21 protein-coding genes are annotated in these 18,180 nt (G+C 71.4%); 18 read left to right on the forward strand and 3 right to left on the reverse strand.

Annotated features, from left to right (window positions below; all coding sequences use genetic code 11):
• The first annotated feature begins 107 nt into the window (after positions 1–107).
• The 6 genes from STRNI_RS20280 to STRNI_RS20305 all read left to right on the forward strand — a co-directional run bounded on the left by STRNI_RS20280 (position 108) and on the right by STRNI_RS20305 (position 5,777).
• Positions 108–1,586: an MFS transporter gene (locus tag STRNI_RS20280; RefSeq protein WP_277411748.1), complete on the forward strand. Its 1,479-nt coding sequence runs from the start codon at positions 108–110 to the stop codon at positions 1,584–1,586.
• A 90-nt stretch (positions 1,587–1,676) separates the two neighbouring features.
• Complete coding sequence (locus tag STRNI_RS20285; RefSeq protein ID WP_277411749.1) at positions 1,677–2,660, forward strand: BtrH N-terminal domain-containing protein; 984 nt, start codon at positions 1,677–1,679, stop codon at positions 2,658–2,660.
• A gap of 194 nt (positions 2,661–2,854) precedes the next feature.
• Positions 2,855–3,472 (forward strand): TetR/AcrR family transcriptional regulator, encoded by a 618-nt coding sequence (locus STRNI_RS20290; RefSeq protein WP_109891275.1) that lies wholly within the window; start codon positions 2,855–2,857, stop codon positions 3,470–3,472.
• Positions 3,469–4,125, forward strand: a complete 657-nt coding sequence (locus STRNI_RS20295) for a peroxiredoxin-like family protein (protein WP_093641790.1) — start codon at positions 3,469–3,471, stop codon at positions 4,123–4,125. The genes STRNI_RS20290 and STRNI_RS20295 overlap by 4 nt, the downstream gene beginning before the upstream one ends.
• Positions 4,126–4,353: 228 nt before the next feature.
• Positions 4,354–4,605: a hypothetical protein gene (locus STRNI_RS20300; RefSeq protein WP_018089873.1), complete on the forward strand. Its 252-nt coding sequence runs from the start codon at positions 4,354–4,356 to the stop codon at positions 4,603–4,605.
• An 11-nt stretch (positions 4,606–4,616) separates the two neighbouring features.
• Positions 4,617–5,777, forward strand: coding sequence for a flotillin family protein (locus STRNI_RS20305; protein ID WP_159487192.1), 1,161 nt, complete (start codon positions 4,617–4,619; stop codon positions 5,775–5,777).
• 131 nt (positions 5,778–5,908) lie between these two features.
• On the opposite strand, the gene STRNI_RS20310 is transcribed toward STRNI_RS20305, so the two are convergent.
• Positions 5,909–6,406 carry a MarR family winged helix-turn-helix transcriptional regulator gene (locus tag STRNI_RS20310; RefSeq protein ID WP_093641783.1) on the reverse strand — a complete coding sequence of 166 codons (498 nt, stop codon included), beginning with the start codon at positions 6,404–6,406 and terminating at the stop codon, positions 5,909–5,911.
• A 311-nt stretch (positions 6,407–6,717) separates the two neighbouring features.
• Here STRNI_RS20310 and STRNI_RS20315 point away from each other — a divergent pair, with 311 nt between their 5' ends.
• The gene (locus tag STRNI_RS20315; protein WP_277411750.1) at positions 6,718–7,956 is read left to right on the forward strand and encodes a cytochrome P450; all 1,239 of its coding nucleotides are present in this window, start codon (positions 6,718–6,720) and stop codon (positions 7,954–7,956) included.
• 102 nt (positions 7,957–8,058) lie between these two features.
• A complete protein-coding gene (locus STRNI_RS20320; protein WP_018089869.1) occupies positions 8,059–8,265 on the forward strand; it encodes a ferredoxin in 207 nt (68 codons plus the stop codon).
• A 174-nt stretch (positions 8,266–8,439) separates the two neighbouring features.
• Here STRNI_RS20320 and STRNI_RS20325 read toward each other — a convergent pair whose 3' ends face one another.
• Positions 8,440–8,871, reverse strand: coding sequence for a nuclear transport factor 2 family protein (locus tag STRNI_RS20325; RefSeq protein ID WP_093641780.1), 432 nt, complete (start codon positions 8,869–8,871; stop codon positions 8,440–8,442).
• Positions 8,872–9,009: 138 nt separating this feature from the next.
• On the opposite strand from STRNI_RS20325, the gene STRNI_RS20330 reads away from it, so the two are divergent.
• The 5 genes from STRNI_RS20330 to STRNI_RS20350 all read left to right on the forward strand — a co-directional run bounded on the left by STRNI_RS20330 (position 9,010) and on the right by STRNI_RS20350 (position 13,041).
• Positions 9,010–9,579, forward strand: coding sequence for a PadR family transcriptional regulator (locus tag STRNI_RS20330; protein WP_277411751.1), 570 nt, complete (start codon positions 9,010–9,012; stop codon positions 9,577–9,579).
• 191 nt (positions 9,580–9,770) lie between these two features.
• Positions 9,771–10,118, forward strand: coding sequence for a hypothetical protein (locus STRNI_RS20335; protein WP_159487196.1), 348 nt, complete (start codon positions 9,771–9,773; stop codon positions 10,116–10,118).
• Between the two features lie 196 nt (positions 10,119–10,314).
• Positions 10,315–11,370 (forward strand): NAD(P)-dependent alcohol dehydrogenase, encoded by a 1,056-nt coding sequence (locus STRNI_RS20340; protein WP_159487198.1) that lies wholly within the window; start codon positions 10,315–10,317, stop codon positions 11,368–11,370.
• A 246-nt stretch (positions 11,371–11,616) separates the two neighbouring features.
• Positions 11,617–11,787 carry a 50S ribosomal protein L32 gene (rpmF, locus tag STRNI_RS20345; protein WP_159487200.1) on the forward strand — a complete coding sequence of 57 codons (171 nt, stop codon included), beginning with the start codon at positions 11,617–11,619 and terminating at the stop codon, positions 11,785–11,787.
• Between the two features lie 6 nt (positions 11,788–11,793).
• On the forward strand, positions 11,794–13,041 hold the full coding sequence (locus STRNI_RS20350) for a GTP-binding protein (RefSeq protein WP_277411752.1): 1,248 nt from the start codon (positions 11,794–11,796) through the stop codon (positions 13,039–13,041).
• 41 nt (positions 13,042–13,082) lie between these two features.
• On the opposite strand, the gene STRNI_RS20355 is transcribed toward STRNI_RS20350, so the two are convergent.
• Positions 13,083–15,299, reverse strand: coding sequence for an MMPL family transporter (locus STRNI_RS20355; RefSeq protein WP_277413294.1), 2,217 nt, complete (start codon positions 15,297–15,299; stop codon positions 13,083–13,085).
• Positions 15,300–15,506: 207 nt separating this feature from the next.
• Between STRNI_RS20355 and STRNI_RS20360 the strand changes: the two genes are divergently transcribed.
• The 5 genes from STRNI_RS20360 to STRNI_RS20380 all read left to right on the forward strand — a co-directional run bounded on the left by STRNI_RS20360 (position 15,507) and on the right by STRNI_RS20380 (position 18,178).
• Positions 15,507–15,896, forward strand: coding sequence for an ArsR/SmtB family transcription factor (locus STRNI_RS20360; RefSeq protein WP_159487204.1), 390 nt, complete (start codon positions 15,507–15,509; stop codon positions 15,894–15,896).
• Complete coding sequence (locus tag STRNI_RS20365) at positions 15,893–16,129, forward strand: hypothetical protein (RefSeq protein ID WP_018089860.1); 237 nt, start codon at positions 15,893–15,895, stop codon at positions 16,127–16,129. Before STRNI_RS20360 ends, STRNI_RS20365 begins: the two co-directional genes overlap by 4 nt.
• A gap of 135 nt (positions 16,130–16,264) precedes the next feature.
• A complete protein-coding gene (locus STRNI_RS20370; RefSeq protein ID WP_277411753.1) occupies positions 16,265–16,792 on the forward strand; it encodes an LAETG motif-containing sortase-dependent surface protein in 528 nt (175 codons plus the stop codon).
• A 31-nt stretch (positions 16,793–16,823) separates the two neighbouring features.
• Positions 16,824–17,528, forward strand: a complete 705-nt coding sequence (locus STRNI_RS20375) for an RNA polymerase sigma factor (RefSeq protein WP_266440935.1) — start codon at positions 16,824–16,826, stop codon at positions 17,526–17,528.
• Positions 17,525–18,178, forward strand: coding sequence for a hypothetical protein (locus tag STRNI_RS20380; RefSeq protein ID WP_277411754.1), 654 nt, complete (start codon positions 17,525–17,527; stop codon positions 18,176–18,178). The genes STRNI_RS20375 and STRNI_RS20380 overlap by 4 nt, the downstream gene beginning before the upstream one ends.
• Positions 18,179–18,180 lie beyond the last annotated feature (2 nt).

Here is an 18,180-nt window from a genome sequence, read left to right on the forward strand (position 1 = left end):
CGCCGCAGTCGTCTCCGGGCACAGCACGGATGACGGATGGGGGGTTGTGGGGACACCAGCATAAATGGTCTCTGTATGTCCGGCCGGGCCCGTCCGACGCTGGCGGCATGACCCAGACCTCACCCACAGGCACCACCGGACGGCATACCGCGCCGGTCCCGCCGTCCGCCCGGCAGGCCGGTGCGGCGCCGTGGCCGGCCCTGACCGTCGTACTGGTCGGGGCGTTCATGGCCGTGCTCGACACCTTCATCGTGCTGGTCGCCGCCCCCGCCATCCAGGCCGATCTGCACTCCTCCCCCGCCGATGTCCAGCTCATCCTGGCGGGCTATCAGCTCACCTACGCCCTCGCCCTGATCACCGGCGCGCGGCTCGGCGACCGCTACGGCCGCAAGCGGCTGTTCCTGACCGGGATGGCGCTGTTCACCCTGGCCTCCGTGGGCTGTGCGCTCGCGCCCGGCTCCGGCACTCTGATCGCCGCGCGGCTGGTCCAGGGCCTCGGTGCGGCCGGGATGTTCCCGCAGGTCTTCGCGGTGATCCAGGTGCTGATCCCGGAAGCCGAACGCCCCAAGGCCTTCGGCGCGCTCGGCGCGGTCATCGGCATCGCCACGATGTCCGGTCAGCTGGTCGGCGGTCTGCTGATCGCCGCCGACCTCTTCGGCTCCTCGTGGCGGCCGGTCTTCTGGGTCAATGTGCCCGTGGGCGTGGTGACGCTGCTGCTCGCGGGCCGGTTCGTGCCCGAGTCGCGGGCGCCCCGGGCCCGGCGGCTGGATCTGCCCGGCGCCGTGGTGCTGACGGTGGCCCTCTCTCTGCTCGTGGTGCCGCTGGTCGAGGGCCGGGCGTACGGCTGGCCGCTGTGGGCCTGGCTCGGACTGGCCGCGTCCGTGCCCGCGTTCGCCGTGTTCGGCCTGGTGGAGCGGCGGGTGGGCGCCAGGGGCGGCGCCCCGCTCGTACGGCTGCGACTGTTCGGCGAGCGGCCGTTCGCGGTCGGGATGACCCTGGTCGTCCTCACGTACGCGGGCATCAACTCCTTCTTCCTGATCCTGTCGTTGACGCTCCAGGACGGTCTGGGGCTGGACGCGCTCGGCGCGGGCCTGGTCTACACACCGCTCGCCGTCGCCTTCTTCGGCGCCAGCCTGATCGCCGGCCGGCTGGCCCGCTTCGGTCGGCGGGTGCTGCAGCTCGGCGCCCTGCTCGGCGGAGTGGGCTTCCTCGGCACGCTCCTGCTGGCCACCCGCGCCGGTGCCGCGCTGACCGCGTGGGAGCTGGCACCGGCCCTGGTCCTGGTGGGCGCGGGCAACGGTCTGCTGGTGACGCCGCTGCTGAATGCGGTGCTCGGCAATGTCGGTCCGGAGGAGGTGGGCATGGCCTCCGGGGTGCTCTCCACCGGCCAGCAGATCGGCGGCGCGGTCGGCGTGGCCGTCGTCGGCATCCTCTACTACGGCGCGCTGGGCGGCGCCGCGCACCATGCCATCGGCGCGTACGGGCAGGCGCTGGCGGCCGCGGTGGCCCTCAACGTCGCCCTGTCCGCCGCGATCTCGGCACTGCTGCCCCTCCTCCCGGACCCGGCCGCGGCCCGCCGCGCTTAGGGCCGCTCCGGCGGATCACTCCTGGGACGCGGCGGCCGGGCACCCTCATCCGCAGGGTGGCCGTCAGGTGAGGGGAGGAGAATCAGCGGCATGGCCATGGTGAAAGACATCGATGTCCGCGGTATGCAGCACTGCGAGACGACGGCGCTGGGCGTGCTTCTGCGGCATGAGGGAATCGACTTGTCCGAGCCCATGCTGTTCGGGCTCGGCTCCGGGCTGTCCTTCGTCTACTGGGACAGCAAAGCCATGGGCTTTCCCTTCCTGGGAGGCCGGGTCAAGCCGTTCGAGCTCACCAGGAACCTGGCCGCCGCCCTCGGGCTGGAGCTGCTGATCGGGGAGACCACCTCCCCGCGCAAGGCATGGCAGAACGTGGCGGCACCCCTCGACGCCGGCCGGCCGGTCGGCCTGCAACTCGACAGCTACCACCTGGACTACTTCACCACCAAGGTCCACTTCGGCGGGCACGTCGTGGCCATGTACGGCTACGACGACCAGGACGCCTACTTGGTGGACACCGCCCCGCAGGGCGGAGCCGTCTCCACCAGCCTCGCCGGCCTGGCCAGAGCCAGGGCCGAGCGCGGTCCCATGACCGCCAAGCACCGCTCCTTCACCATCACAGCGCCCAGCAGCCCGACGCCACCGCAGGACCGGATCATCCCCGCGATCAAGACCTGCGCCGACGCCTTCCTGAACCCGCCCATCGCGAACCTGGGCCACCGGGGCATCGAGAAGGCAGCCAAGCACGTGCCGAAGTGGCTGCAGCGCAGCGACAATCCGCGGGAAGACCTGCCACGGACCGCCGTCCTCATGGAGAGGGCCGGCACCGGCGGCGCCCTGTTCCGCAATCTCTACCGGGACTTCCTCGCCGAGTGCGCCCAGCTGATCGACAGCAGCCACCTGCGCACCGGCCACACCCTGTACACCGAGGCCGCCACCCTCTGGACGCAGGTGGCCGAACTCCTCGCGACCGCAGGCGAATCCGGCGACGCGAAGCACCTCATGCAGGCCGGCTCCGTCCTCCACGAGCTCTCGCGCATCGAACGCGAGGCGATGCAGGCACTCAGCCAGCTTTAGGTGTACGCCCTGCCCTGTCCTTCTCCAACCCCCTTGCCGGAAGGGCAGGTTCCGGATGTTGTCCACAGTCGTTTTCCCCAACTCCTTGCCAGGGAAGGGCTCTCGGCTTATCTTGGAATAACCGTTCCAAGATAAGGGGCGGGACCGACCGACCCTGCATGACTTCTCGTGACAACGAAACGAGCAGCCCGGCCATGCCCGACATCAAGCACTTCAACCCCGACCTCGTGCTCGACGACGCGATCCAGGTCTTCTGGCGCCACGGCCTGCCGACGACCGGCATCCAGGCGCTGGTGACCGCGACCGGCGTGAGCCGCTCCAGCCTCTATGCGACCTTCGGCAACAAGGACGGCCTCTACGCCGCGGCGCTGGGCCGCTATATAGCGCAGCACTCGACACCCGCCTTCGCCCATCTGTCGCAGGCGTCCTCGGGGCTGACGTCGATCGAGGAGTTCTTCGCCGGGCTGATCGAGGTGCGCTGCTCCGGCCCGGTCGCCGGCTGGGGCTGCATGGTCACCAATGCCTACGCCGGCCCGGAATGCGACGACACCGGCATCCGCACCCTGCTCGAAGACCACCACCAGATGCTCCAGTCAGCCATGCGCGCGGCCCTGGCCAACGCCGCTGAGCTGGGGCACCTCCAGCCGTCCTGCGATCTCGACGCCTCCGCCGCGGTGCTGGCGACCCTCGCGTACGGCGTCAATCTGCGCTCCCGTGCCGGTGCCGAAGCCCAGGCGCTGACCGACACGGTGACCGCTGCCCTCGCGCCACTGCGCGCCCCTCTCTCCCCTCAGGAGCACCCACCGCAATGAGCCTTCAGGAAGAACTCACCACCCTCCTCCGCACCGGCTTCCCCCACCTCCCCGACGCCGCCCGCGAGGTGATGGAGCGGGCCGCCCGTGATCTCGCCGCCTCCGGCCTGGCCGGGCGCGCCCTGCAGACCGGCGACACCGCCCCCCGTTTCAGCCTCCCGACGGCGACCGGCGACACCGTCACCCTCGATGCCCTGCTGTCCGCGGGCCCGGTCGTGCTCACCTTCTACCGCGGCGCCTGGTGCCCCTACTGCAACCTCGCGCTGCGCGCCCTGCAGCGGCACCACTCCGATATCACCGCCCGCGGCGCCCAGTTGGTCGCCATATCGCCGCAGATCCCCGACGAGTCCCTCACCCTCACCGAAAAGCACTCGCTCGCCTTCGACGTCCTCAGCGACCTCGGCTCGGACACCGCCAAGCAGTTCGGCATCAGCTTCGACCTGCCCGACGATCTGGCCGTCGTGTACGAGTCCTTCGGCTTCGACCTGCAGCGGGTCAACGGCGGACACCCGCGCACCCTCCCGCTCCCCGCCACCTACGTCATCGACCAGGACGGCACCATCCGCTGGACCTTCCTCGACACCGACTACACCACCCGCGCCGAACCGACCGACATCCTCGCCGCCCTCGACACCCTGCCTTCGCCGCACTGAATTACCCGCCGAGGCCGGAACACCGGGACACCGGAACACCGGCCTCCACTCCCGAATCCGCGACAGTTCTGCCCCACGGAAATCCACACCACATTTGGGCTTCTCTTAACGAGAAATTGATCGGGACCGAGCCGGTGTGCCAACTCGCCACCATCCCCCCATAGGCCGCCGCGCAGCGGAGCGCTAAGGTCAGATTCCAGGAACGTAAACGGGGGAGGGCAGCCGCCGATGGCGCAGGACGATGCCGTAATCGGCTGTACGGGAGTGCTTTTGATCGGCACTCGTGGGGCTGCCGGTCCCGGTGAGGTTCTGGTGCGGATCAGGGGCGGCTCCGAGGCCTTTCTCGCCTGGTCCGCCGAGCCCCTTCCGGTAGGGGCGACCGTGCTCGTCATCGAGTGCCGTGGCAGTCGCCAGGTCGACGTCATGGAGTGGGCCGACCCGTTGGACGCGTTGACCGGCGGGGCCGGCGACGCAGGCTGAGGAGATAAAAGATGTTCGGTTACCGCGTTCCTGCCCCCGATCAAGCCATGCTGATTTCGGGTGGCAGGCGTGGACAAGGGGGCGCGCCATTCCGAGTGGTGACCGGGCACGGCAAGTTCGTGCTGCCGATCTTCCGCAAGGTCCGCTTTCTGACCCTGGCGATGTGTGAGTCGGAGGTCGCCGAGACCTGTGTGACCCGGCAGGGCATTGCGCTGACGGTGCGCGCGGTGATCGCGTTCAAGGTCGGCAACGACACCGAGAGCGTGGTCAACGCCGGTCAGCGGTTCCTGTCCGAGCAGGACCAGATGGCGGTGCTGACCGGCCGGATCTTCGCCGGTCATCTGCGCTCCATCATCGGTTCGATGACGGTCGAGGAGATCGTCACCGAGCGCCAGAAGCTGGCCACCGAGGTCCTGGAGACGTCCAAGACCGAGATGGCGAAGATCGGTCTGATCGTCGACTCGCTGCAGATCCAGTCGATCGACGACGGCGAGACCGGCTACATCGAGGCGATGTCCGCCCCGCACAAGGCCGCCATCCAGCGGCAGGCGCAGATCGCCCAGGCCCAGGCCACCCAGGCCTCGGTCGAGGCGCAGCAGGAGGCCGCGCGTAACCAGGCCGAATACACCCGGCAGACCGCCATCGTGCAGGCCGAGTACTCCGCCGAGGTGGACCGCGCCCAGGCCCACGCCGCCCAGGCCGGCCCGCTCGCCCAGGCACACGCACAGCAGGAAGTCCTCGCCGCCCAGACCGAACTCGCCCAGCGCGCCGCCCAGTTGCGTCAGCAGGAGCTGGTGGCCGAGGTCGTCAAGCCCGCCGAGGCGGAGGCCGAGCGCATCCGGCTGCTGGCCATGGCCGAGGCCGAGCGGATGAAGATCCAGGCCGAGGCCGCCGCCTCGCACGACCGGGTGGCCCTGGACCGGATGCTCATCGACCAGCTCCCGCAGATCGTCAAGGAGGCCTCCGCGGGCCTGGCCAACGCCAACGTCAACGTCCTCAACGGCACCGACGGCCTCGGCGAGATCGCCGCCGGCCTGGTCGGCCAGGGCCTGACCATCCTCGATTCGGTCCGCCGCAACCTCGGCACCCCCGACGGGCAGACCGCCAACGCCGACAAGAACGGCAGCTCCGGCACGACCAACGGCCACAGCGGCCGGGTCGAGATCGAGTAGCACGTCACGGAGGGACGGGGCGGGGGCCGGCCGGGCACGTACGTACGGATCAGGCCCGGCCCCCGGCGTCCAGCCCGGCGGCCAACCCAGCGGCCAACCCGGCACCCCGCCCCGCGCCGGGCGCCGCTCGCTCACATCTCCCGCCCCCGCTGCCGCTCTTCGGCCGTGAACTTCTGGCGGGCGTAGGACACCAGATGGTTGAGCACGGCGACGGTGGCGGCGATATCGGAGTCGTCGAATCCGGCGAGCGCCTCATGGAGACCGGCTTGGCTGGTTTGCTGAAGCCGGTTGAGGACCGCCTTGCCATGCGGGGTGATCGCCACTTTGCGGGCGCGGCGGTCGAGCGAGTCCGGGGTCCGTTCAACCAGGTCCTGGGCCTCCAACTGGCTGATCTGCCGGGTGACATGAGGCGGTTCGACCATCAGCAGGGCGGCCAGATCACCGACCCTGCTACTGCCTCCGCTGTCCTCCAGCGCCATCAGCAGCCAGAGATCGGAGCGTGCCGCCGTGACGCCCGCCTCGGCCGCCTGGCGTTCGTGCGCCCGGGAGCGGGTGAGCAGGTAGGACAGCGTGGCCAGCACTCTTTGCAGAGCGACGGTAGGGTCCTGGTCTCTTCCGGGGTCCGGCATGCAGGCACTTTAGCGGCCCGCGCAACGCCGCGATCCGCCCCGTGACCTGCCCGTTCCGTAGGGGCGTCCGCTCGGTTTGAGCCAACCTCGTGCATGCCACGCTCTCCCCTTCCCTCCCCCTCCGCGGGTGAGTTAGCGTGGAAAAAACTTAGTTGCTTAAGTTAGGTAACTAGTAATCGCCGACCGTGATCGCCGCTGGTCACCGCGGCCGCCGGGCCGGCTACCGAGTTCGCATGTCCCGTCAAGGAGTGGCGCTACCCGCACCGTTCGCCACGGCAGTGCCGTGTCCCGATCGTGGAAGGACCAGCCGAATGACGACTGCAGAACGTATCGAGAGGGAGCAGGAGACCGGACCGGGCGCGGGCCCCACCCCCGTCGCCGTCCCGGCCGCACGGGCCACCGGCTGCCCCTTCGACCCGGCACCCGCGCTCGAACGGGCCCACCGGGAGGAGCCGATGACCCGGGCCACCCTGTGGGACGGCTCCTCCTGTTGGCTGGTGACCCGGCACCAGGACGTACGGGAGGTGCTCGGCGACCCGCGGTTCAGCGCCGATGCGACCCGCCCGGGATTCCCGTTCCTCACCGCCGGCGCACGGCAATTCGCCTCCGGCAACCCGTCGTTCATCCGCCAGGACGACCCCGAGCACGCACGGCTGCGCCGGATGCTCACCGCCGACTTCATGGTGAAGAAGGTGGAGGCGATGCGCCCCGAGGTGCAGCGCATCGCCGACGACCTGCTCGACCGGATGACCGAGGGCCGCCACGCGGCCGATCTGGTCGCGGAATTCGCGCTGCCGCTGCCATCCCTGGTGATCTGCCTGCTGCTGGGCGTCCCGTACGGCGACCATGAGTTCTTCCAGAAGCACAGCAGCGTCCTGCTCAGCCTCCGGTCGACGGTCGAGGAGGTGGACCTCGCGCAGAAGGAGCTGCAGGACTATCTGTGCGGGCTCGCCGAGTCCAAGCGGCGCGAGCCCGACGACGGCATCGTCAGCCGGCTGGTCGCCCGCGGCGAACTCGACGACGCGGCTATCGCCTCCATGGGACGGCTGTTACTGGTCGCGGGCCATGAGACCACCGCCAACATGACCGCACTGTCCACCCTCACCCTGCTGCGCAACCCCGACCAGCTGGCGCGGCTGCGCGCGGAACCCTCGCTCATCAAGGGGGCCGTCGAGGAGCTGCTGCGCTATCTGACGATCGTCCACAACGGTCTCCCGCGGATCGCCGACGAGGACGTCACCATCGGCGGCCACACCATCCGCGCCGGCGAGGGCGTGCTGTGCGTGCTGAACGTCGCCAACCGCGATGAGGAGGTCTTCCCCGGGGGCGCCGCGCTCGACGTCGGCCGCGATGCCCGCCGGCATGTCGCCTTCGGCTTCGGTGTCCACCAGTGCCTGGGCCAGCCGCTGGCCCGCGTGGAACTCCAGATCGCCCTGGAGACACTGCTGCGCCGGCTGCCCGGCCTGCGGCTCGACATCCCCTTCGAGGACGTCCCGTTCCGTCACGACATGGGGATTTACGGGGTGCACGCCCTGCCGGTCGCATGGTGAGCCCGCACTCCCGGCACCGCCGCCCCAGCAGTTCCCGTCATCCCGTTCCAGCTCGTCCGCCCACGGCCTTCGGAAGCCGGGCGGCCCATCATGGAGAGAACCATGCGCGTACTCATTGACCAGGACAAGTGCTGCGGCGCCGGAAGCTGTGTGCTGTCCGCGCCGGAGGTGTTCGACCAGCGCGAGGAGGACGGCATCGTCCTGCTGCTCGACGCCGAACCACCGGCCGCGCTGCACGAAGCGGTGCACGAGGCGGCGGCCATCTGCCCGGCGGCGGCGATCACGGTGGAGCAGTCGGAGCGCGTCTAGCCGACCTCTTTGAAACTAGGGCGCCGCGGCACGCCCCGAGCCGCGCCCGCCACCACATGATCCGCGGAATCTGCTGTCGCCGTCAGGAGGACAACTCCCTCCTGACGGCGGCGACATTCACGGGGCAGCAGCCCGGCAGCCCCGAAAGAACCGGGCCGGCCCGGCCGGGCGCCGCTACTCCTGCGGCACCAGCCCGTCCTCGACGAGTCCGGCCAGCACCGCCTCGCCCAGCGCATGCACCGCGGACTGCGGCCGCACCATCACCGTGAACTCCTTGATCCGGCCCGCCTCGTCGAACTGCAGCAGATCGATGCCGTGGATCTGCTTGCCGTCCACGGTGGCCCGGAAGATCAGGACCGTGGAGTCGGCGGAGCCGCCGTCCGGTCCCGCCGCCGTCTGGGCGCTGCCCGTCAGCTCGCCGACGTAGTGGAAGTCCTCGAAGGTGCGCAGCAGCACCCCGAACAGCGCGAGCACCATCGGCCGTCCCTCGAAGGGCGTGAACTTCACCGGGCTGTAGAGGCGGACGTCCTCGGTGAACAGCTCTTCCACCGCGTCGAGTTCCTGTGCCTCCACCGCCGCCTTGAAGCGGTCCGCGGTCGTCCCCATGACTCTTCCTCCTCGCCTCGGCCGGGCAGCCGTCCGAGCGGCCCCGGCCCGCACCTCGGCCGCGGTTCGGACCCCGCCCTCTCATAGTCGCGACTATGATTAGTCATATTCTTGAGTATGGGAAGGGGTGGCCGAGGCATGGCCCTCAGGCACGCGGTGCTGGCGGCACTACTCGACGGCGAGTACAGCGGCTATCAGCTGGCCAAGGCGTTCGACGCCGGCGTCGCCAACTTCTGGCACGCACTGCCGCAGCAGCTCTATGCGGAGCTGACCAAACTGGAGGCGGACGGGCTGGTCGCCGGCCGCCAGGTGATCCAGGAGACCCGGCCCAACAAGCGGCTCTTCCATGTCACCGAGGAGGGCCTGGCCGAGCTGGAGCGGTTTGCGGCAACAACAGCCAAGCCGTCGTTCATCCGTGACGATCTGCTGGTCAAGGTGCAGGCCGTGGACCGGATCGACGCCGCGCCGGTGATCGAGCAGCTGGACGCGCGGGCCCGGACCGCCGCCGCCAAGGTCGAGATCCTCGAACAGCTGGCGGTACGGCTGCGCGGTGGGCGGGACGAGGCGGAGTTCCTTGCCCACGGCGCGCGGCTCGGCCCGTATCTGACCTGTCTGCGCGGTCTCGCCTTCGAACGGGAGACCCGCGACTGGTGCGAGCGGAGCGCCGGCATCCTGCAGGCGCGGCACGACGGTCACCAACAGTCCTAGGCCGGCCCGGCCTTCACCGACGGACCCCGGCCGCCCCGGCCGCCCCGGCCTTCATCAACGGACCCCGGCCGCCCCGAACAACGGCCGAGGGATCGTTTCGCCGCAACTCCTTCGTGTGACGACGCACATCACCCGGCGAAAGGCCGGGAAGCACACATTCCGCATGGAACCGGAATGGAAGGAATATCCGTATGCGCCTTCGTCACACCGCCGCCCTCGCCGTCAGTGCCCTCGCACTCACCCTGTCCCTGCCCGCCACCCCGGCCGGCGCGGCCACCGGCCCCTTCACCTACATCTACACCGACCAGACCGGCACTCCGCATGTGGGACTGCTGCCCGACCCGGTGAGCCGGGTGTGCATCACCCTCCCCGAAGTGGCCGACCCGGCCGTACCTCCCGCGCACACCCCGAAGAACTACACCTCGTCGGTCGCGACGGTGTTCGCGGGCGCCGACTGCACGGGCGACTTCTTCAGCCTCCGGCCGAACGGCGGTCATGGCTCGGAGCGGCTGAAGGTGCGTTCGGTGGTCTTCTCCTGAGCCGACGCCGGCCGCCGGAGCGCTTCTGGCCCGACCGCGACCCCGGTTCAGCGTGGTAGGTGATCACCTGCCGGCCGGGGTCGGCGGCCGGCCCCCGGCCCGGCCCGGAGGGGGGGTTCCGTCAGTACTAGGCACGCCCTGCATATGTCCAATGGTGTACTGGCTAGGGCGAGCGGAACGAAGCATGCTCGGTGGCATGACGCACACCTCTGTCTCCGCGTATGCCGCACCCGCCCCGAAAGCCCCGCTGGAGCGGATCACGATTCCGCGCCGCGAGCTGGGTGCCCACGACATCCTGATCGACATCAAGTACGCCGGTATCTGCCACTCCGACATCCACACCGTGCGCGCCGAGTGGGGCGACGGCGGGGCCTTCCCGATCGTCCCCGGCCATGAGATCGCCGGTGTGGTCACCGAGGTCGGTGCCGAGGTCACCCGGTACCGGGCGGGCGACCGGGTCGGCGTCGGCTGCTTCGTCGACTCCTGCCGCGAGTGCGCGAACTGCCTGGCCGGGCTGCAGCAGTACTGCACCGGCGAACTCGGCAACGTCGGCACGTACAACGCCACGGGCCGGGACGGCGAGACCACCTACGGCGGCTACTCCACCCATATCGTCGTCGACGAGAACTACGCACTGCGGATACCCGAGAGCATCCCGCTGGACGCCGCGGCCCCGCTGCTGTGCGCCGGCATCACCCTCTACTCCCCGCTCGCCCACTGGAAGGCCGGCCCCGGCAAGAAGGTCGCGGTCGTCGGCCTGGGCGGCCTCGGCCACATGGGCGTGAAGATCGCGCATGCGATGGGCGCGGAGGTCACCGTGCTGAGCCAGTCGCTGCGCAAGAAGGACGACGGGCTGCGGCTGGGCGCTGACCACTACTACGCGACGTCCGACCCGGCCACCTTCGAGGAGCTGGCGGGGACCTTCGACCTGATCGTCAACACCGTCTCGGCCAACCTGGACCTGAACGCCTACCTCGGGCTGCTGCGCACCGACGGCACCCTGGTCCAGGTCGGCGCCCCGGAGAATCCGCTGCCGGTCGCGCCGTTCGCGCTGATCCCGCAGCGCAAGTCGATCGCCGGCTCGATGATCGGCGGCATCGAGGAGACCCAGGAGATGCTCGACTTCTGCGGTGAGCACGGGCTGGCCGCGGACATCGAGGTGATCAGCGCGGACCGGATCAACGAGGCGTACGAGCGGGTCATGGCGAGCGATGTGCGCTACCGCTTCGTGATCGACACCGCCACGATCTGATCCGGCAGGGACCCGTAGGGACCCCTTCCCGCCCAGGCGCGGTACCGCCCGGGGTGGCCCACGGTGGCCGCCCCGGGCGGCTGCGTTCCCGGCGTCGGCGGACCGGGCCGCCCCGCGATCCCGCTCCGCGATCCCCTCCCTGCACCCCCGCGCAATTGAAAATGGAACCCATTTCCATATAGCCTCCCGACGACGTCCGCCGGTGCACCGTGCCGGCACCCGCCCGTCCCGTAGGAGGCCCGCCCCATGGCCGTACCCAAGCGCAAGCTCTCCCGCAGCAACACCCGCCACCGCCGGGCCCAGTGGAAGGCCACCCCTCCCCAGCTGGTGCCGGTCACCATCGACGGCTCCGTGTACCAGGTGCCGCGCCGTCTGGCGAAGGCCTACCGGCTCGGCCTGATCGACCCGAAGGGCTGACCGGCCATGGCGCACCCCCGGCTGCCGGTCACCGTCCTCTCCGGCTTCCTCGGCGCCGGCAAGACCACTCTGCTCCACCACATCCTGGGCAACCGGGAGGGCTTGCGCGTCGCCGTCATCGTCAATGACATGAGCGAGATCAACATCGACGCCGCCCTGGTGCGCGGGGGCGAAGCGGCGCTGTCCCGCACCGAGGAGCGGCTCGTCGAGATGACCAACGGGTGCATCTGCTGCACCCTGCGCGACGATCTGCTGGAGGAGGTCGACCGGCTGGCCCGGGAGGGGCGCTTCGACTATCTGCTGATCGAGTCCAGCGGTATCTCCGAGCCGATGCCGGTCGCCGCGACCTTCGCCTTTCCCCGCGACGACGGCGCCACGCTCGGCGATCTCGCGCGACTGGACACCATGGTCACCGTCGTCGACGCGGCCGGCTTCCTCCCCGAACTCGAAGGCGGCGACGGCCTCGCCGAGCGCGGTCTCGGCCAGTACGAGGACGACGAGCGCACGGTCAGCGATCTGCTCATCGACCAGATCGAGTTCGCCGACGTCATCGTGCTCAACAAGACCGATCTGGTCGACGCCGAGGCCGCGGAACGCCTGCAGGCGACGCTGGCCCGGCTCAATCCGGCCGCCCGGATCGTTCCGGCGCGGCACGGCACGGTGGCGCCCGCCGAGGTGCTGGGCACCGGCCTCTTCGACCTGGAGCGCGCCCAGCTGGCGCCGGGCTGGGTCCGCGAACTCAACGGCGACCATGTCCCGGAGACCGAGGAGTACGGCATCTCCAGCACCGTCTTCCGCGCCGGCCGGCCCTTCCACCCGGCCCGCCTCTGGCACTTCGTCACCGAACAGCTCGACAGCGGCGCCTTCGGCGGCATCCTCCGCTCCAAGGGCTTCTTCCGGCTCGCCACCCGCCCCGGCGTCACCGGGCTGTGGTCCCAGGCCGGTTCGGTCGCCCGCTTCGAGCCGTCGGGCGTGGACGACGGGCGTACGGAGTCCGTCACGGCAGGCGGTGCGGAGCCGGGCCCGGCCGGCCAGGAGCTGGTCTTCATCGGGACCGGTCTGCGCGCCGGGCCGCTGCACACCGCCCTGAACTCCTGCCTCCTCTCCCACGACGAGCCCGCGCCCACGGCGGCCGACGACCCGTTCCCGGCCTGGGGCGTCCACGGCACCGAGGACCTGTGCCTCCACGAGAGCGCCGCGGACCGGCCCACGGACCGGCCCGCGGACCACCCGGCGGTGCCGCTCGCCGGGTGACGCGGGCGCGGGACGGGCGCGCGGTTACGGCACGGGCAGGGTTATGGCACGGGCACGGCGCTCTGTGCCCGCCGCATCGTCCGGGACGGCCACCAGCTCGCCCGCCCCAGGAGGGTCAGCGCCGACGGCAGGATCACGACACGGATGACGAAGGCGTCCAGCAGGACCGCCACCGCGAGGCTGAACCCGATCTGCTTCATCTCCGCGAGGTGCAGGAACATGAAGCTGGCGAAGACCGTCACCATGACCACCGCCGCGCTGGTGACGACCTTGGCGGAGGCACCGACCCCGTCGAGCACCGCCTCCCGGGTCGGTACCCCGCGCAGCGCCGCCTCCCGTATCCGGCTGACGACGAAGATCTGGTAGTCCATCGACAGGCCGAAGAGGATCACGAACAGGAACAGCGGTACGCGCGAGCCGATGGCGCTGGTCGCCGCGGTGTCGAACCCGAACAGCGTGCTCGCCAGGCCGTGCTGGAAGAAGATCACGACCAGCCCGAACGCCGCGGCCGCGGAGAGCAGATTGAGCGCGACACCGATCAGGCCGATGACGACGGAGCGGAAGACCAGCGTCGTCATGAGGAAGGTCAGCAGCAGCAGCGCGCCGACGACCAGCGGCAGCTTCGCGTCCTGGTGGGCGAGGTAGTCGGTGTCGTGGGCGACATCGCCGCTGACCGCGAACTCCGCCCCGGGCACCGCGCCCACGGTGTCCGGCAGATGGTCCGTACGGAGGCGGTCGAGGGAGGCGACCGCCTCGGGGGAGCTGACCTTGTGCGGCGTCGACAGCTCCATGGTGGTGGTACGGCGGTCCCGCGAGGTCTTCACCAGCGGGGTGACGCCCTTGGCGTAGAGCGGATCGGACTGCGCCCGCTCGCTCAACTTCCGTAGCGCTGACGCCACTTCGGCAGCCTCCGCGGCGGGCGCCCGGACCACGATCTGGTGCTGGACGCGCAGCTCGGGGAAGGCCGTGGTGAGCCGGTCGTAGGTCTGCAGGGCGGGGATCTCGCGCGAGTGGCTGTCCTTGTTGAGGACGCGCAGCTGCATGCCCAGCGCGGGTGCGGCGAGCGCCAGCATCAGCAGGACGGACACACACAGGGTGCCGGCCGGGTGCTCGCTCGCCGGGCGCAGCAGGGCGCGCCAGAGACGGCCCGGGCCGTCCGGCCTCTCCCGCGGCTCCGGGCGGCGGCCGGTCCGCTGGGCACGGCGGGCCGCGCGGCGGTCGGCACGTTGGGCGATCTTGACCAGCAGTGCGGGCAGCGCCGTCAGCGAGCTGAGGACCGCGGCCAGGACGACGATGACGGTGCTGGTCGCGAGCGAGGAGAAGACCACGTCGGTGGCCAGGTACAGGGTGGCGGTGGAGACGATCACCGCGAGGCCGGAGACCACGATCGCCCGTCCGGAGGTGGCCGCGGCCAGCTCCACCAGCGCCTCGGGGCCGAGCCGGCCGCCCGCGCGGGCCCGTTCCTCCCGTTCGCGCTTGAGGTAGAAGAGCGTGTAGTCGACGCCGACGGCCATGCCGATCAGCAGGATGATGTTGGTGCCCACCCCGGCGTCCGGCTGGAGGTGGGAGACCACCATCGACAGGCCGATGGCGGCCGCGATCGAGCTCAGTGCGAGCAGCAGCGGCACCGCCACCATCAGCGCGGACCCGAAGACGGCCAGCAGCGTCAGCAGGGTGACGGGCAGCGTGATCGCTTCGGAGAGCGCCAGGTCATCGCCGCGCTGGGTGTCGACGCCGACGCTCACCGACGGGCTGCCGGTCTCCGCCACCCGCAGCTCCGGGTGGCTGCGCTGGACGGCCGCGGTCTGGGCGGCGAGCGGCGCCACATGGTCGTCGGCGTCCGCCTCCGCGCCCTTCATGATCACCGCGACCCGCAGCGAACTCCCGTCGGCCGAACGGACCGGGGGCGCCACCCGCGCCACCTCGGGCAGCTTCCGCATCCGGGCGGTCACGTCCCGGACGGCCGGTTCGGCGGCGGCCCGCGTCAGCGGGCCGGACCGGGCGGCGATCAGCACCTGTTCGACCGGCTCACGGTCCAGCCGGGCCTCGGCGGCCAGGGTTTCGGCCCGGCCGGCCTCGCCGACGCGGTAGTCCTCCCCGGTGGCCTTGTGGGTGCCCATCGCGAGCCCCACCCCCAGGCACAGCACCACGAACGCCAGCCATCCGGCCAGCGCGCGCCAGGGATGACGGGCGCTCCAGACCGCCAACCGCACCGTGACCGGCCGTTTTTCCTTCGGCCGGGACTCCGCCGGCCGCATCCGTACCGCCACGTTCACTTGACCGGCTCCTTCGACTGCACGTCGCGCCCCCCACTGGTACGCATGTAAGTCGAGAATTACAGGTGTCTGAGCAAGGCGTCAACCGTAAGATTGTGGTGGCCGGAGGGCGCCGGGCTGTTTTGACAGTCCGTCGTGCCATGCGAAAACCTCCGCTGACAGACGACCGGAACGGCAAGAAGGTGGGCCATGAACAGCGAGGAGCTGCTGGCCCTGTTGTCCGCCGTGGGCCATGCGCAGCGGCTGCGGGTGATCGGCGAACTGGCCGACGGCCGGCTGTACGTCAGCGAGCTGGCCCGCCGGCTGGGGATGTCCCGGCCGCTGCTCTACATGCACCTGGACCGGCTGGAGAAGGCCGGTCTGGTGGTGGGCCGGCTGGAGCTGTCCGAGGACGGCAAGGCGCTGAAGTACTTCGAACTGGCGCCGTTCGAGCTGAAGCTGAACGTGGCCACCGTCCTCGCCGCCCTCCAGGAGGACCGGTCCGGGGCGGCGCCGTCCGAAGAGACCGGGGACGTGGGCGGCGCGGTGGAGCCGCCGTCCGCGAAGGGACCGAACGACCCTAGGGGGACGCGTACATGAACGGCAGCATCATCATCCCGATAGCCGTCCTGGTGATCATCTTTGCCTCGGTCACCACGATCGTGGCGTCGTACTTCAAGCTGCAGCGGCATCGCGCGGATGCCGCGGCGCTCGCCGAGTACCGCCGGCTCGCGGAGCGGGTCGCCGCCCAGCAGGAGACGATGAGCGCCCAGTTGGCCGAGCTGGGCGACCGGGTCAAGGCCGTGGAGAAGCTGCTGCAGAGCGTGGGCTGAGGCCCGTTCGGCGGGCGAGCGCGGACCGGCGGAAGAAATTCCGATCCGCCCGGCAACCCCCGCCCGCGCCGCACGTCGTCAGGGGTGAGGGCGCCATCCGGCGCCGCCCCGTCGAAGAACGTGGAGCAGCCGACCGTGAAGTCCACCCGTACCTTCCGCACTCCCGCCGCCGCCCGGCCGTACACCGCCCGCCCCCGTCTGCGCGGTGCGGCCGGCGCCGGGGTGGCCGCGGCGCTCGCCCTGGCCGCGCTGTCGGCCGGCACCGCGCACGCCGACGACCACGCGAGCGTGTCGCAGCACCCGACCTCCGCCCGGTCGTCGGCCCCGTCACCCGCACCGACCGACGGCAGCGCGCAGCCCACACCGCCCAGCAGCGCCTCCCCGGAGCCCACCGCACCGCCCAGCTCCCCCGGCGGCCCGCTGCCCTCCGCCAGCCCGACCCACCCGGGACCGCAGCCGAGCGAGGCCTCGCCGCGCCCCAGCACCAAGCCGTCCTCCCCCGGCAAGACCGGCCCCACCCCCGCCAGCGGACAGGGCGGCGACAAGGAACTCGCCCGCACCGGGGCCTCCTCCGCGACCACCATGGCGCTCGGCGGCGTCGCCGCTGCCCTGATCGCCGCGGGTGGCGGCACCGTCTACGCGGTCCGCCGCCGCCGCGGCTGAGCCGCTCCCCCACCGCTCGCCCGAGGAAGCGATGGAGTACTCCGCCGCCCCGCACCACGCCCCGGTACGGTTCGCCCTGCCGGGGCTCCGGCCTGCCCTGTGGCGGTGGCTGCTGCGCACCGTCCGCCCGGCCGCCGCCCACCGTGAGACGCCGCGCACCGGCCACCCGCCCCGACCCGCCGCCTACGGTCAACCGGCGGGCTCTGGGCCCCGGTTGCCGGACGGCGAGGGCGCCGCGCCGCCCGATCCCCCGCCCACGATCAGCGAGCTGTACCACGCGCACCGGCTGACCATGGTGCGGCTGGCCGTCCTGCTCGTCGACGACCGCGCCACCGCGGAGGACGTCGTCCAGGACGCCTTCGCCGCGCTCTACAAACGGCACGGCGAACAGCTCGACGAGGTCGACAACGCGCTCGCCTATCTGCGCACCGCGGTGGTCAACGCCGCACGCTCGGTGCTGCGGCGCCGGCGGACCGCGCGTGCGTACACCCCGCCGTACGAGGCGGACGCGCCGTCCGCCGAGGAGCGGATCGTGCTGGACGAGGAGCACCGGGAGGTGTTCGCCGCGCTGAGCGGACTGACCGCCCGCCGCCGGGAGGTGCTCGTGCTGCGCTACTGGGGCGATCTGACGGAGGCGCAGATCGCTACGACACTGGGCATCAGCCGTGGCGCGGTGAAGTCCCTCGCCAGCCGCGCCCTGGACTCGCTGGAGAAGATCTTGGAGGCGCGGTCATGAACGGCCTCGGCACGGGTATCGGCCGCACCGGAGACGGCCCGGGAGGCGGTGGGGACGGCATCGGGTCCGGCCCCGATGCCTGCAGCGTGGCCGAACGCCCCGTGGAGGACCGGCTGCGACGGGCCTTCACCGCGCGCGCCGAGAGCATCGGCATCCGGGATCTGCGGCCCGCCGCGCCCCCGGGGCCCGCACTGCGCCGCGGCCGTCTGCTGCTCGCTCCGCGGCGCCCCTGGCTGCGCCGCTTCGGGCTGCCGCTGGCCGCGGCCGCCGCGGCCGCCGCCGTCGCGCTCGGCTATCTGGCGACCGCCCCCGACGGCCCGCCGGACCGGCCGTTGCCCGCGCGCCCGCCGCACTCCGTCACCCCGACACCGGACTCGACGCCCACGGGACCGGCCCCCACGCCGTCGCGGAGCGCGCCGTCGGCGGGCGGCGGGCGCAGCGCCACGCCCTCCGGTTCGCCGCCCCCCGCCACCGGCTCGGCACGCCCGCCGCGGAGCCTCCCCACGGAGCCCTCCACGGCCCGGCCGTCGGGCCGGCCGGACGGCAGTCCCTCCGGCACCGCCCCGCCGTCCTCCGCGGCCCCGTCCGCCACCACCCCCGCACCCCAAGGCGGCGACAAGAGCAACTCGCCTACAACATCGCCGAGTTGAGG

The organism is Streptomyces nigrescens (assembly GCF_027626975.1).
GTDB lineage: Bacteria > Actinomycetota > Actinomycetes > Streptomycetales > Streptomycetaceae > Streptomyces > Streptomyces nigrescens.

Coding starts and splice junctions, on each gene's coding strand:
- STRNI_RS20280 (WP_277411748.1), top strand. CDS start 108: ATGACCCAGACCTCACCCACAGGCACCACCGGACGGCATACCGCGCCG.
- STRNI_RS20285 (WP_277411749.1), top strand. CDS start 1,677: ATGGCCATGGTGAAAGACATCGATGTCCGCGGTATGCAGCACTGCGAG.
- STRNI_RS20290 (WP_109891275.1), top strand. CDS start 2,855: ATGCCCGACATCAAGCACTTCAACCCCGACCTCGTGCTCGACGACGCG.
- STRNI_RS20295 (WP_093641790.1), top strand. CDS start 3,469: ATGAGCCTTCAGGAAGAACTCACCACCCTCCTCCGCACCGGCTTCCCC.
- STRNI_RS20300 (WP_018089873.1), top strand. CDS start 4,354: ATGGCGCAGGACGATGCCGTAATCGGCTGTACGGGAGTGCTTTTGATC.
- STRNI_RS20305 (WP_159487192.1), top strand. CDS start 4,617: ATGTTCGGTTACCGCGTTCCTGCCCCCGATCAAGCCATGCTGATTTCG.
- STRNI_RS20310 (WP_093641783.1), bottom strand. CDS start 6,406: ATGCCGGACCCCGGAAGAGACCAGGACCCTACCGTCGCTCTGCAAAGA.
- STRNI_RS20315 (WP_277411750.1), top strand. CDS start 6,718: ATGACGACTGCAGAACGTATCGAGAGGGAGCAGGAGACCGGACCGGGC.
- STRNI_RS20320 (WP_018089869.1), top strand. CDS start 8,059: ATGCGCGTACTCATTGACCAGGACAAGTGCTGCGGCGCCGGAAGCTGT.
- STRNI_RS20325 (WP_093641780.1), bottom strand. CDS start 8,871: ATGGGGACGACCGCGGACCGCTTCAAGGCGGCGGTGGAGGCACAGGAA.
- STRNI_RS20330 (WP_277411751.1), top strand. CDS start 9,010: ATGGCCCTCAGGCACGCGGTGCTGGCGGCACTACTCGACGGCGAGTAC.
- STRNI_RS20335 (WP_159487196.1), top strand. CDS start 9,771: ATGCGCCTTCGTCACACCGCCGCCCTCGCCGTCAGTGCCCTCGCACTC.
- STRNI_RS20340 (WP_159487198.1), top strand. CDS start 10,315: ATGACGCACACCTCTGTCTCCGCGTATGCCGCACCCGCCCCGAAAGCC.
- rpmF (WP_159487200.1), top strand. CDS start 11,617: ATGGCCGTACCCAAGCGCAAGCTCTCCCGCAGCAACACCCGCCACCGC.
- STRNI_RS20350 (WP_277411752.1), top strand. CDS start 11,794: ATGGCGCACCCCCGGCTGCCGGTCACCGTCCTCTCCGGCTTCCTCGGC.
- STRNI_RS20355 (WP_277413294.1), bottom strand. CDS start 15,299: ATGCGGCCGGCGGAGTCCCGGCCGAAGGAAAAACGGCCGGTCACGGTG.
- STRNI_RS20360 (WP_159487204.1), top strand. CDS start 15,507: ATGAACAGCGAGGAGCTGCTGGCCCTGTTGTCCGCCGTGGGCCATGCG.
- STRNI_RS20365 (WP_018089860.1), top strand. CDS start 15,893: ATGAACGGCAGCATCATCATCCCGATAGCCGTCCTGGTGATCATCTTT.
- STRNI_RS20375 (WP_266440935.1), top strand. CDS start 16,824: ATGGAGTACTCCGCCGCCCCGCACCACGCCCCGGTACGGTTCGCCCTG.
- STRNI_RS20380 (WP_277411754.1), top strand. CDS start 17,525: ATGAACGGCCTCGGCACGGGTATCGGCCGCACCGGAGACGGCCCGGGA.